Genomic DNA, 13561 nt, shown 5'->3' with positions numbered 1-13561 from the left:
GCAGGGGGGACCCCCACTCGCCGCACCGGGCCCTGACCCAAGTACATCCAGTACGAGGGCCAGGGCCCGGCACGCCGAGAGCACGCACCTGACGCGGCGAGGCCCGCCCTCCGGGCGGACGACGGGACTTTCGCAACAGGCCCTAGCCGCCTTACCCGTCTGTACCCGTGCCTTACGGCCGCGCCGCGGCCCCGCACGCGCGCCTAAGGACCCCCGCACGGGGAAGATGCGGAACTCTCCCGATGTGGCCGGACCCCCTGGGAGACGACAGTGGAGGCATCGCGGAAAGCGACGCCGAAACCATCGGTCACCGCGACGACCCAGGGGAGACGCCATGTTGCACTACGAACTGCACCGGCTGCGCGCCGCCGAACTCGGCCGCACCGCCGAGCAGGAGCGCCTGGCCCGCGAGGCCCAGCGCGCCCGCCGTGCCGCCCGCCGCCCGGCCGACGGGCGAACCTCCGAGGCGGAGTCCCATACCCACGACCCGCGCCGGCAACGGTTCACCCGCGCGGCGTGAACACGGGCCGGCGGGACCCGGGCGGTCAGGACGTTTCGGGCCGCCCGGGCCGCGCGGGCGGTCAGCACGGCCCGTACGGTCAGGACGGCCCCGGCTCCACGGCAGTGGACCGGGGCCTCGCGCTCTTGCAGCCGTCCGCCGTGCGGAAAACAGGTGCCGCGCTGTCGGACCCGCATGCGATGCTCGGAGTTGTGGAGACCAGGTCCGTCAGTCCGGTGTTCGTCGGCCGCGCCGACGAGTTGAGCACGCTGCACGACGCGCTCACCCGCGCGGCCGGGGGTGAGCCGCAGGCCCTGCTGCTCAGCGGTGAGGCGGGCGTCGGCAAGACCCGCCTGGTCGAGGAGTTCGCCGACGCCGCCGTTGGCGCGGGCGCCGTCGTGGTGGTCGGCGGCTGCGTGGAGATCGGCGCCGACGGACTGCCGTTCGCGCCCTTCTCCGCCGCCCTGCGCGCCCTGCGCCGCGAACTGCCCGGCGAACTCGCCGCCGCGGCCGCCGGACAGGAGGAGGAACTCGCCCGGCTGCTGCCCGAACTCGGCGTGCCGGCTCCCGCGCGAGGCATCGGCCGGCACGACGAGGAGGGCATGGCCCGCCTCTTCGAACTCACCGCCCGCCTGCTGGAGCGCGTCACCGCCGACCACACCGTCGTCGTCGCCCTGGAGGATCTGCACTGGGCCGACGCCTCCACCCGGCACCTGCTCGCCTACCTCCTGCGCACCCTGCGCACCGGCCGCCTCGTCGTCCTGGCCACCTACCGCTCCGACGACATCCACCGCCGCCACCCGCTGCGGCCGCTGCTCGCCGAACTCGACCGGCTGCGCACGGTCCGCCGCCTCGAACTCGCCCGCCTGACCCGGCAGGAAGTGGGCCGCCAGCTTGCCGGCATCCTCGCCACCGAACCGGATCCGGCCCAGGTCGACGAGATCTTCGCACGCTCCGACGGCAACGCCTTCTTCGTCGAGGAACTCGCCGTCGCCGCGCACGAGGGCTGCCGCACCAGCCTCAGCGACTCCCTGCGCGACCTGCTGCTCGTGAGGGTCGAGAAGCTGCCCGAGCCCGCCCAGCGGATCGTCAGGATCGCCGCCGAGGGCGGGTCCACCGTCGAGCACCGGCTGCTCGCGGCCGTGTCCCGGCTCGGCGAGGACGACCTCATCGAGGCACTGCGGGGCGCCGTGAACGCCAACATCCTCATCGCCGCACCCACCGGCGACGGCTACCGCTTCCGGCACTCCCTGGTGCGCGAGGCCGTCGGCGACGACCTGCTGCCCGGCGAGCGCTCCCGCCTCAACCGCCGCTACGCCGAAGCCCTGGAGGCCGACCCCACGCTCGTCCCGGCCGACGTGCGGGTCACCCGGCTGGCCAGCTACTGGTATCACGCCCACGACCCGGCCAAGGCCCTGCCCGCCGTCCTCGAGGGCTCCGTCGCGGCCCGCGCCCGGCACGCCTACAGCGAGCAACTGAGGCTGCTGGAAAGGGCGATGGAACTGTGGGACGCCGCACCGCAGGACGTACGCTCCCGGCTGCGCCTCATCGACTACACCGCGATGTACTCCCTGTGCGGCTGCGACCCGGCGACCACCCCGCTGACCTACCTCGACCTGCTCGCCGAGGCCGCCGTGGCCGGCCGCTTCTGCGGGGAGCGGGACCGCTCCATGAAGATCATCAAGCGGGCGCTGCGTCTCCTGGAGGAGGAGAACGATCCGCTGCGGGCCGCCTGGTTCTGGGTCCAGCGCTCCTGGCTGGTCCAGGCGAAGGACCACGGCGACGGCTGGCTGGAACTGGGCACCGCGCAGGATCTGGTGCGCGGGCTGCCGCCGTCCGAGGTGCACGCGGAGGTGCTGGCCGACGTCGCCCGGTGGTCCATGGTGCACGTGCCGGGTCCCGACGCCCTCTCGGCCGCCGAACGGGCCGTGGAGTACGCGCGCATGGTCGGCGCCTGCGAGATCGAGATGAACGCGCGGCTCACCCTGGGCGGTCTCATGGTCCAGGCCGGCGACGTCGAGGCGGGCCTCGCCGAGATGTACGAGGTCAACCAGCGCACCGTCGACGACGGCATCTCCGGCGTCGCCGGCCGCTCCTACGTCAACCTGCCCAACGAACTGGAGTCCGTCGGCCGCTCCCGCGAGGCCGTGCCACTCATGGAACAGGGGATCGCCTTCACCCGGCGCTTCGGACTGCTCGACAGCGAGGCCTGGGTGTGGGGCAATCTCGCCGAGTCGCTGTTCACCCTGGGGCGTTGGGACGAGGCCGCCGAGGCGGCCTCCCGGTCCTGGCGCGTCGGCCAGTACGCCAAACCACGCGGCTTCCACGCCAGGGTCCGCGCCGAACTCGCCTTCGAGCGCGGTGATCTGGCCGAAGCCTCCGGCCAACTCGCCGAGGCCCTCGAAAACTTCGGCACCCACGACCAGGCGCCCCAGCACGCCCTGCCGCTCGCCCGGATCGCGATCGGGGTCGCCGCGGGCGAGGGCCGCCTGCTGGACGCCCGCGCCGAACTCGAACGCGTCCTGGACGACGGCCTCCCACCCGGCACCCAGCGCTACGGCTGGCAGCTGCTGCTCACCGCCGCCACGGTGGAGACCCACGCCGCAGGGCTGCCCGCCGCCGCACCCGGACGCGCCGAGACCTTGCAACGCATCCGCGGCGCCGCCAAGTCACTGGCCACCAACGTGCCCGTCTGGCAGGCGTACGAACGCTGGGTGCGCGCCGAACTGCTGCGCGCCGAGGGCCGCGGCTGCCCGGAGGAGTGGGCCGAGATCGTCGCCGCCTTCGAGATGCTGGAACGCCCCTACGACCTCGCCCGCGTCCGCTTCCGCCTCGCCGAGGCCCTGCTCGGCACCGACGAGGACCAGCGGGGCCGCGCCACCGAGCTGCTGCGCCTGGCGCACGCCGTCGCCGAGCACCTGCGCGCCCGCCCGCTCGCCGACTCCGTCGCCCTGCTGGCCCGCCGCGGCCGCCTCGCCCTGACCGGCACTCCGCAGCAGCCCTCCGCTGACACCGACCCCGTCGAGGCCCTGGGCCTGACCAGCCGGGAACGCGACGTCCTGCGCCTGGTCTCCGCCGGCCGCACCAACCGCCAGATAGCCGAGGAACTCTTCATCTCGCCGAAGACAGCCAGCGTCCACGTCTCGAACATCCTGGCCAAAATGGGTGTGTCGGGCCGCGGAGAGGCGGCCGCACTGGCCCACCGGCTGGGCCTGTTCCCGCCGGGGTCCGAAGACCGGCTGTTCGCGGAACGACCGTGAGGCGCCGACCGGGAGGGAAGCCGTGTTCAACGTCTTCGAGGAACTGTTCGCGCCCGGCCGCAAGCACACCCGGGACGAGCAGAACCGGCTGGAACTGACCCGGGAGGACGTCGGCGACACCGACCCCGGTCGTGGGCCGATCGACCTCGCCTCCGGGAAGGTCGTCGTACGGCCACCCGAGCCTCCCGCGGAGGAGGCCGGAACCGCCCGGGAGTGAGGGCCGGCGCCTACTTCACCTCCAGTTCGAGGATCCGGTCGTCGCCCTTCTTCGGAGTGCCGCGGCCGTCGGTGTTGCTGGTGACCAGCCAGAGCTTGTCGCCGCCCGCCGAGGCCACCGTGCGCAGGCGGCCGTAGGTGCCGGTCAGGAAGGCCTCGGGGGCCGCCGAGAGCTTGGTGCCGCGCAGGGGGATGCGCCACAGGCGCTCGCCCTTCAGACCCGCCATCCAGACGGAGCCCTGGGCGTAGGCGATGCCGCTGGGGGAGGCCACGTCCGTGTGCCACTGGGCGATCGGGTTGTGGAACCTCGGGTCGTTCGACTTGCCCTCCGCTTCCGGCCAGCCGTAGTTGTCGCCCGGCTTGATCGCGTTCAGCTCGTCCCAGGTGTCCTGGCCGAACTCGGAGGCGAACAGGCGCTGCTTGTCGTCCCAGGCCAGGCCCTGCACATTGCGGTGGCCGTACGAGTACACGGGGGAGTCGGGGAACGGGTTGCCCGGGGCGGGCCGACCGTCCGGGGTCAGTCGCAGGATCTTGCCGCCCAGGGACTTCTTGTCCTGGGCCAGGCCCCGGTCACCGGTCTCGCCCGTGCCCGCGTACAGCATCCTGTCGGGGCCGAAGGCGATCCGGCCGCCGTTGTGGATGACCCCCTTGGGGATGCCCTTGAAGATGGTGTCCGGTGCGCCCAGTTGCATACCGGCCGGTTTCCTGTCGTCGTACAGCATCCGGACGATGCGGTTGTCCGAGGCCGAGGTGAAGTAGGCGTAGATCATGTGGTCGGAGGCGTAGTCCGGGGACAGCGCGATGCCCAGCAGACCGCCCTCGCCCTCCGGTGCGACCCCCGACACCCTGCCCAGTTCGGTCTTCTGCCCCGTCTTCTCGTCGATCCGCGTGATCGTCGCCTGGTCACGGGAGGAGACGAGGAGACCGCCGCCGGGGAGCGGGGCCAGCCCCCAGGGGCTGTTCAGGCCCTCCGCGACCGTGCGCAGGACCTTCACCGAGCCCTTGGCCGGCGGCGCGCTCTCCGTGGGTGCCGGTGCCGAGGGCGAGGACACCGCCGTCGCACGGCCGGGCGCCATGCCGCCCCCCTCGGCCGACGGGCCCCCGGAGGAGCAGCCGGCCGTCAGCAGCAGGGCGGCGGCCAGCACGCCCGTCACAGCTCGACGTTGCACGATCTTCGTCCCTTCGACGCGGAGGTTCCACCTGTCTTACACCGCCCGAGCCTCCCAGGTTCCCGATCGCCCGCATCCCACGCCCGCACCGCCCTGACGGCCGGATCACCGGCCCGGAGCGGCCGCGTCCACGGGCCGGCTCAGTCCCAGGAACCCCGGGCCGCCGGCAGCCGGCCCAGTTCGGCCAGGTCCTCGGCCGTCAGCCGCAGCCCTGCCGCGCCCGCGTTCTCCGTCACCCAGCGCTCCTGCTTGGTGCCGGGGACCGGGATCACGTGCCGGCCCTGGGCCAGTACCCACGCCAGGGCCACCTGGGCCGGGGTGACGTCCTCGCCGTGCCGGGCGGCCGTCCGCCGCAGCCCGGCCACGATCGGCTGGTTCCCGGCCATCATCTCGGCGGTGAAACGGGGATGCCGGGCCCGCACGTCGTCCGGCTCGAACCCCTGGCCCGGGGTGAGGGTGCCGGTCAGGAAGCCGTTGCCCAACGGCATCGCCGCCAGGAAGCCGACCCCGCGCTCGGCGCACCACGGCAGCAACGACTCCAGCGCCTCGGGCGACCACACCGACAGCTCCGCCTGCACCGCGCTGACCGGGAAGACCTGCTGCACCCGCTCCAGCTGGCGGATCGTCCCGTCGTGCAGACGCGCACCGGACCGGCGCCGGGCGCGCGCACCCACCGCGCACAGGCCGAGCGCCCGCACCTTCCCGGCCCGCACGAGCTCCGCCATCGCCCCCCAGGTCTCCTCGACGGGGACCTCCGGGTCGGCGCGGTGCAGCTGGTAGAGGTCGATCACGTCGGTCTGGAGACGCCTGAGCGAGGCGTCGCAGGCCCGCCGTACATAGCCGGGACGGCCGTTGGCCACGATGTGCTGCTCGCCCACCAGGAGGCCGACCTTCGTCGAGACGAAGGCGTCGGACCGCCGCTCCCTCAGCACCCGCCCCAGCAGCAGTTCGTTGGTGAACGGGCCGTACATGTCGGCCGTGTCCAGAAGAGTCGAGCCCAGGTCCAGCGCCCGGTGCACGGCCCTGAGGGAATCCGCTCCCCGCTGCCGCGACGCGCTGTACGCCCAGTTCATCGGCATGCACCCCAGCCCCACGGCCCCCACCGCGAGTGCCGCCGCGCCGATCGTCCTGCGCTCCACTTGGCCGTAACCCTCCCTCTCTCGGGGCCCACCAACCTAACCTCTGGCTCCACGTGCCCCTGGCATAGCCTCCTGAGCATGACTGCTGACGTGTGGCTGCCCATTCCGCCGGACGAGATCGAGGGGCTTCCGCAGGGGCTCTCCTACCGCTTCTGGGACGGCGCCGAGGAGTTCCCCGCGGACCCCGCCGACTGCGCCTTCTACGTCGTGCCGTACATGAAGCCCGGCGGCGTCGGTCGGCGCCCGCTGCCCCGGATGAGTTCCGTGCGGGTCGTGCAGACGCTGTCCGCCGGCACGGACCAGGTGGAGTCGGGTCTGCGCGACCTGCCGCCGGGCGTGCGGCTGTGCAACGCGCGCGGGGTGCACGAGGCGAGTACCAGTGAGCTCGCCCTGACGTTGATCCTGGCCTCGCTGCGCGGCGTCCCCGGCTTCGTCCGGGCCCAGGACCGGGGCGAGTGGGGCGGCGGCTTCCGTCCCGCCCTCGCCGACAAGAACGTCCTCATCGTCGGCTACGGCTCGATCGGGGCCGCCGTCGAGGACCGGCTCGTGCCCTTCGAGGTCGCGCGGGTGGCGCGGGTGGCGCGCTCCGCGCGCACCACGGAGCGCGGCCCGGTGCATCCGCTCACCGATCTGCCCTCCCTGCTCCCGCAGGCCGATGTCGTCGTCCTGTCCACGCCCTTGACCAAGGCCACGCGCGGGCTGGTGAACGCGGACTTCCTGGCGCGGATGAAGGACGGCGCGCTGCTGGTGAACGTCGCGCGCGGCGCCGTGGTCGACACCGAGGCGCTGCTCGCCGAGCTGGACAGCGGCCGTCTGACCGCCGCCCTCGACGTCACCGACCCCGAGCCGCTGCCCCCGGGCCACCCCCTGTGGCACGCGCCGGGCGTGCTGATCAGCCCCCATGTCGGCGGTCCCACGTCGGCCTTCCTGCCGCGCGCCACACGGCTTCTGACGGACCAGTTGCGCCGTTTCGTGAACCGGGAACCACTCGCCAACGTGGTCCTCACGACGGGCACGGCAAGCTCCTGATCCGCTTCGGGTACGGTCCGCGACTCCTCGAACGCGGTCCGTACCCGCATTCGCGCTGGTCGTCACGGAGCGTAGAGGAGCTATGTCCCTGAGTGACGAGACTGGTGTATCGTCCCGACAGGGGCCGCGCCGCGCACAGTTCGGCGCCGGGGACGGACATTCCACACTGCGAGGGGGGCGACGGGCGATGCACGGCCTATGGACGAACGATCCGACGCGGCGGGGCCGTCGGCGGCGGCCCTGGCACACGGCCGCGCGCAGACGCGGCCACCACAGCCATCACAGTCATCACCACCGCAGGCCCGGCGGTCGCCGGAGGCATGCCCACCCGGCGCACCGGAAGCCGGGAGACCCGGCCGCACGGACCGGGAGGCCTCGGTGAGCCCGCCATCGCCTGCCATGACCGCGTTCGACGGCGCGCCGCGGCCGCCGTCCGAACCGGGGGCGCTGCTGCCCCCGCCGGCCGCCGTCGTCCGTTCGAGAGTGGCGCCGCAGCTCCTGCTGGCCCTGGTGTGCGCGGGATTCGCCATCGGTGCCGCGTGCGGCTGGGGTTCCAGCAAGGCGGCGCTGTTCATGGGCGACTTCGGGCTGAGCGCCGCGGCCGGCACCGCCGCGGTCTCGTGCGCGCTGTACGCCCGCGGCCGTCACGTCCGCTTTCGAACAGCCTGGCTGCTGTTCGCCCTCTCCTCGGCGATGGCCGCCCTGGGCAACGCGGTCTGGGGGTGGTACGAGGTCGTCCTCGGCGTGTCCGTGCCCAGTCCCAGTTGCGCCGACCTGTTCTTCCTGTGCTTCGCGCCGCCGGCGATCGTCGGCCTGCTCGTGCTCGCCAAGCGGCCGGCGAACAGGGCCGGGTGGGTGTGCCTGGCGCTGGACTCGTGGCTGATCGGCGGCTCGCTGCTCACCCTGTCCTGGAGCCTCGCCCTCGCCCAGGCGGCCAAGTTCGACGGGTCGAGCGTCGCGCACACCGCGCTCTCGCTGGCCTACCCGCTGCTGGACATCGCCCTGGTCTCCATGGTGCTCGCGCTGCACTTCCGGTGTTCCCCGATCAACCGCACCGCCGTGAACACGGCGATCGGCGGGCTCGCCCTGACCGTGCTGTGCGACGCGCTGTTCACCTCGCCGCTGCTGCACAACAGCTACCGCTCGGGGCAACTGCTCGACGCCGGCTGGTTCGCCGGCTCCCTGCTCCTGGCGTACGCCCCCTGGGCGGCGCCCCGCCCCGGACAGCAGGCCGCGGAACGGCACGACGTCGACGCGTACCACCCGTACGATCCGGAACACCCGTACCGGACGGGCCCGCGCCAGGCGCAGGGGTACCAGCCGGACGGGTGCGACCCGGACGTCCGCTCCGCCGACGGGCACGCGCGCGTGGCCGACGCCCACGGGCACGGCCCCGAGAGCCGCGTCCGCGAGCCGCTTGTCCCTGTGCCAAGGCAGCATTCCGCGGTCGCGCGCCCCGCGCACGGCGGGCCGCCCGCACCGGAGGAGGATCCCGACCGGTATCCGGCCGGCCGGCCCCTGGCCGGCTCCCTCGCCGCCCTCACCCCGTACCTCGCGGCGGCGGTGTGCACGCTGGGAGTCCTGTACAACGCCCTCAACGGCCACAGCGTCGACCGCGTGGTGCTGATCTCCGCCGGGGCCGTCGTGCTGGTGCTCGTCGTGCGCCAGGGCATCGTGCTGCGCGACAACATCGCCCTCACCCAGGAGCTGGCCCAGAAGGAGAACCACTTCCGCTCCCTGGTGCAGGGTTCGAGCGACGTCATCATGATCGCCGCACCCAACGGCGTCCTGCGGTACGTCTCCCCGGCCGCCGCCGGGGTGTACGGGCGGCCGGCGGAGGCACTGGTCGGCACCGAACTGGCGGGGATCATCCATCCGGAGGACCTGGGCTCCGTGGTGCACGAGGTGCGCCGCTTCCTGGTCGCCAGCCCGCTCGAAGAGCCCACCACGCGCATCGAGTGCCGCTTCCGCTCCGGCAACGGCGGCTGGCTCAACGTGGAGTCGACCGTCAACCGCCACCACGGCGGCCTCATCTTCAACAGCAGGGACGTGACCGAGCGGGTGCGTCTCCAGGCGCAGCTCCAGCACAACGCCGAGCACGACCCGCTCACCGACCTGCCCAACCGGGCGCTGTTCACCAAACGTGTCCAGCAGGCCCTGTCCGGTCGCCGCTCGACCGACCACGGCACGGCGGTGCTCTTCATCGACCTCGACGGCTTCAAGGCCGTCAACGACACGATCGGTCACCAGGCCGGGGACGAGCTGCTCGTCCAGGCCGCCCGCAGACTCCACGAGGCGGTACGGCACGGGGACACCGCGTCCCGGCTCGGGGGCGACGAGTTCGCGGCCCTGATCGTCGGGGACGGCACCCGCGACCGCACGGCCCGCGAACGGCACATCCTGGAGCTCGCCGACCGCCTCAGGGTGACGCTGTCGCATCCGTACCTCATCGACGGCAACGACGTGCGCGTGGCCGCGTCCATCGGAGTGGCCTTCGCCGAGCCGGGCCTCGGCGCGGGGGAGCTGCTGCGCAACGCCGACCTCGCCATGTACCGCGCCAAGGCGGCGGGCAAGGGCCGGGTCGAGCTGTACAAGCCGCAGATGCAGCAGGACGTCGTCCGCAGGGCGGAGCTGGCCACCCGGCTCAGAAACGCCCTGCACGAGGGCGAGTTCACCCTGCTGCACCAGCCGGTGGTCCGCCTGGAGGACGGCGGGATCACCTCGGTCGCCGCGCAGGCGCGCTGGCGCTCCTCGCAGGGCGTGCTCTTCACCCCCGCCGAGTTCCTGCGGGTGGCCGAGGACAGCGACAGGACGGCCGAACTGGGCCGCTGGATGCTGGAGGAGGCCGTCGCACAGGCCGCCGACCGCGCCTCGACCGGTCCGAACGTGTCCGTGGTGGTCCGGATGGGCGCCCGCCGTCTGGTGGATCGCTCGCTGCCGCCCGGCTCCGTGGAGGCCCTGCTGACCCGGCACGGGCTGCCGTCCGGAGCCCTGGTGATCGAGCTGTCCGCCCCCGACCCGCGGGTGCCGCTGGACGAGCTGGAGCGCCGTCTGGCCGCCCTCCGGCGGCTCGGTGTGCGCATCGCGCTGGACGGCTTCGGCAGCGGCCACGGGGCGGTCACGGCCCTCAGAAGGCTCCCCGTCGACGTGCTGAAGCTCGACCGCAGCCTGGTCGAGGGCGTCGTCGAGTCCGCCCGGCTGCACAAGATCACCAGTGGTCTGCTCCGCATCGCCGCCGACCTCGGGCTCCGCTCCGTGGCCGACGGCGTGGACCTGCCGGAGCAGGTCGTGGCCCTGCGCGCGATGGGCTGCACCCACGGTCAGGGCATGGCGTTCTCCGGCCCGCTGGACGAGTACCGGCTGCGCCGGGCGCTCACCTCCGGCCGCTACCCGGTGCCGCACGGCCCGGCCGAACCGGTGTTCGCCGGGGGGAGCGCCGGGGCCTTCACCGCGGCGGTGCCCGCCGTCCTCGGAGGCGGGACGGCCCTCCGCTCACATAATGAGACTCCCGTCCCACCCACTTGACACCGGGTGCGTGCCGGAGGGAGGGTCATTTCCATGCGCACCCGAATTCTCGTACTTGGACAGCGCGTCGGCTGAGCTGGGACCCACCGGACAACGATCCGGAACCCGGCGACCACACCGGCGCGCTTCCCCTCGCTTGCCTTGCGGCACGAGGGGTTTTTTGTTGCACGAGCACCTGGCGTGCGGCGTCCGAACTCCGCCCAAACCTCGCAAAAACCCTCAGCATCGAGAAGAGAATGCCGATGACCGAGCAGGCCACCGGGGCCCCTCATCCGCAGCCGCGGCCCCGATCCGGAGGACACCCGTCCGCGCCCGAGCACGTCACGGGTGCGAAGTCCCTCATCCGCTCGCTTGAGGAGGTCGGGGTCGACACCGTATTCGGCATTCCCGGCGGCACGATCCTTCCCGCCTACGACCCGATGATGGACTCCAGCCGGGTGCGCCACGTGCTCGTCCGCCACGAACAGGGCGCGGGCCACGCGGCCACCGGTTACGCGCAGGCGACCGGCAAGGTCGGTGTCTGCATGGCCACTTCGGGCCCCGGTGCCACCAACCTGGTGACGCCCATCGCCGACGCGAACATGGACTCGGTGCCGCTGGTCGCGATCACCGGCCAGGTCGTCTCCAAGGCGATCGGCACGGACGCCTTCCAGGAGGCGGACATCGTCGGCATCACGATGCCGATCACCAAGCACAGCTTCCTGGTCACCAGGGCCGAGGACATCCCCAAGACGATCGCGGAGGCGTTCCACATCGCCTCGACCGGCCGCCCCGGTCCGGTCCTCGTCGACATCCCGAAGGACATCCTGCAGACGCGGACGACCTTCTCCTGGCCGCCGGTCATGGACCTGCCCGGCTACCGCCCGGTCACCAAGCCGCACGCCAAGCAGATCCGCGAGGCGGCCAAGCTCATCACCTCCGCGCGGCGGCCCGTGCTCTACGTCGGCGGCGGCGTCCTCAAGGCCGGCGCCACCGCCGAGCTGAAGGTCCTCGCGGAACTCACCGGAGCGCCCGTCACCACCACCCTGATGGCGCTCGGCGCATTCCCCGACAGCCACCCGCTGCACGTGGGAATGCCGGGCATGCACGGTGCGGTCACCGCCGTCACCGCGCTGCAGAAGGCCGACCTGATCGTCGCCCTCGGAGCCCGCTTCGACGACCGCGTCACCGGCAAGCTGGACAGCTTCGCCCCGTACGCCAAGATCGTCCACGCCGACGTCGACCCGGCCGAGATCGGCAAGAACCGCGCCGCCGACGTGCCGATCGTCGGGGACGCCCGCGAGGTCCTGGCCGACCTGATCCAGGCCGTCCAGAAGGAGCACAGCGAGGGCCACCGCGGCGACTACACCGCCTGGTGGAACGACCTCGGCCGCTGGCGCGAGACCTACCCGCTCGGCTACGAGCAGCCCGCGGACGGCTCGCTCTCCCCGCAGCAGGTCATCGAGCGCATCGGGCAGCTCGCCCCCGAGGGCACGGTCTTCGCCGCGGGCGTCGGCCAGCACCAGATGTGGGCCGCGCACTTCATCCAGTACGACAAGCCCGCCACCTGGCTGAACTCCGGCGGCGCCGGAACCATGGGCTACGCCGTCCCGGCCGCGATGGGCGCCAAGGCCGGACAGCCGCAGAAGACCGTCTGGGCGATCGACGGCGACGGCTGCTTCCAGATGACCAACCAGGAACTCACCACCTGCGCGCTCAACAACATCCCGATCAAGGTCGCCGTCATCAACAACGGCGCCCTCGGGATGGTCCGCCAGTGGCAGACCCTGTTCTACAACCAGCGGTACTCCAACACGGTGCTGCACTCCGGCCCCGACGACGTCAACCCGGACGCCAGGGGCACCCGGGTCCCCGACTTCGTGAAGCTGTCGGAGGCCATGGGCTGCTACGCCATCCGCTGCGAGTCCCCGGAGGACCTCGACAAGGTCATCGAGGAGGCGAACTCCATCAACGACCGCCCGGTCGTCGTCGACTTCATCGTCCACGAGGACGCGATGGTCTGGCCGATGGTCGCGGCCGGCACCTCCAACGACGAGATCATGGCCGCCCGGGACGTCCGTCCCGACTTCGGCGACAGCGACGACTGACAGAGAGCTGAGTGAGAACCATGTCCAAGCACACCCTCTCGGTCCTCGTCGAGAACACGCCCGGCATCCTCGCCCGGATCGCCGCCCTGTTCTCCCGCCGCGGCTTCAACATCGACTCCCTCGCGGTCGGCGTCACCGAGCACCCCGACATCTCCCGCATCACCATCGTGGTCAGCGTCGAGGACTTCCCGCTGGAACAGGTGACCAAGCAGCTCAACAAGCTGGTCAACGTGCTGAAGATCGTCGAGCTGGAGCCGTCGCACGCCGTGCAGCGCGAACTCGTCCTGGTGAAGGTGCGTGCCGACAACGAGACGCGCTCCCAGATCGTCGAGATCGTCCAGCTGTTCCGCGCCAAGACCGTCGACGTCTCCCCGGAGGCCGTGACGGTCGAGGCCACCGGGTCCAGCGACAAGCTGTCGGCCATGCTCAGGATGCTGGAGCCGTTCGGCATCAAGGAGCTGGTCCAGTCCGGAACGATCGCGATCGGACGCGGCGCCCGCTCCATCACCGACCGGTCGCTGCGCGCCCTGGACCGCTCCGCGTGATCCGGGTCCGGGCGGTCGGGTGACACCGGCCGCCCGGATACCGAGACTCCCAGACCTCCCGTCCCCTCACCGGCATACGGTGGGAAGCACAA

Annotated in this window: 9 protein-coding genes; 7 read left to right on the top strand and 2 right to left on the bottom strand. The window is 72.4% G+C overall.

All coding sequences use genetic code 11. The features are described 5' to 3' along the window. Nucleotides 1–334: 334 nt before the first annotated feature. The 3 genes from ACIHCX_RS29785 to ACIHCX_RS29775 all read left to right on the top strand — a co-directional run bounded on the left by ACIHCX_RS29785 (nucleotide 335) and on the right by ACIHCX_RS29775 (nucleotide 3976). Complete coding sequence (locus ACIHCX_RS29785; RefSeq protein WP_400034839.1) at nucleotides 335–520, top strand: hypothetical protein; 186 nt, start codon at nucleotides 335–337, stop codon at nucleotides 518–520. A 179-nt stretch (nucleotides 521–699) separates the two neighbouring features. Further along, a complete protein-coding gene (locus ACIHCX_RS29780; RefSeq protein WP_400034837.1) occupies nucleotides 700–3759 on the top strand; it encodes an AAA family ATPase in 3060 nt (1019 codons plus the stop codon). Between the two features lie 22 nt (nucleotides 3760–3781). After that, nucleotides 3782–3976: a DUF6191 domain-containing protein gene (locus ACIHCX_RS29775; protein ID WP_400034835.1), complete on the top strand. Its 195-nt coding sequence runs from the start codon at nucleotides 3782–3784 to the stop codon at nucleotides 3974–3976. A gap of 10 nt (nucleotides 3977–3986) precedes the next feature. Here the strand turns inward: ACIHCX_RS29775 and ACIHCX_RS29770 are convergent, their stop codons facing one another. After that, the gene (locus ACIHCX_RS29770; RefSeq protein ID WP_400034833.1) at nucleotides 3987–5144 is read right to left on the bottom strand and encodes a PQQ-dependent sugar dehydrogenase; all 1158 of its coding nucleotides are present in this window, start codon (nucleotides 5142–5144) and stop codon (nucleotides 3987–3989) included. Between the two features lie 140 nt (nucleotides 5145–5284). Continuing rightward, nucleotides 5285–6283: an aldo/keto reductase gene (locus ACIHCX_RS29765; protein ID WP_400034831.1), complete on the bottom strand. Its 999-nt coding sequence runs from the start codon at nucleotides 6281–6283 to the stop codon at nucleotides 5285–5287. Between the two features lie 78 nt (nucleotides 6284–6361). On the opposite strand from ACIHCX_RS29765, the gene ACIHCX_RS29760 reads away from it, so the two are divergent. The 4 genes from ACIHCX_RS29760 (at nucleotide 6362) to ilvN (ending at nucleotide 13469) form a co-directional block, all read left to right on the top strand. After that, nucleotides 6362–7312, top strand: coding sequence for a 2-hydroxyacid dehydrogenase (locus ACIHCX_RS29760; protein WP_400034829.1), 951 nt, complete (start codon nucleotides 6362–6364; stop codon nucleotides 7310–7312). 399 nt (nucleotides 7313–7711) lie between these two features. After that, nucleotides 7712–10837: a putative bifunctional diguanylate cyclase/phosphodiesterase gene (locus ACIHCX_RS29755; RefSeq protein ID WP_400034827.1), complete on the top strand. Its 3126-nt coding sequence runs from the start codon at nucleotides 7712–7714 to the stop codon at nucleotides 10835–10837. Nucleotides 10838–11079: 242 nt separating this feature from the next. After that, on the top strand, nucleotides 11080–12924 hold the full coding sequence (locus ACIHCX_RS29750; RefSeq protein ID WP_400034825.1) for an acetolactate synthase large subunit: 1845 nt from the start codon (nucleotides 11080–11082) through the stop codon (nucleotides 12922–12924). A gap of 20 nt (nucleotides 12925–12944) precedes the next feature. Further along, a complete protein-coding gene (gene ilvN / locus ACIHCX_RS29745) occupies nucleotides 12945–13469 on the top strand; it encodes an acetolactate synthase small subunit (protein ID WP_400034823.1) in 525 nt (174 codons plus the stop codon). The last annotated feature ends 92 nt before the right edge of the window (nucleotides 13470–13561 follow it).

The organism is Streptomyces sp. NPDC052043 (assembly GCF_044548235.1).
Classification (GTDB): Bacteria; Actinomycetota; Actinomycetes; order Streptomycetales; family Streptomycetaceae; genus Streptomyces.
This window is presented reverse-complemented; position numbering and strand designations above follow the sequence as displayed.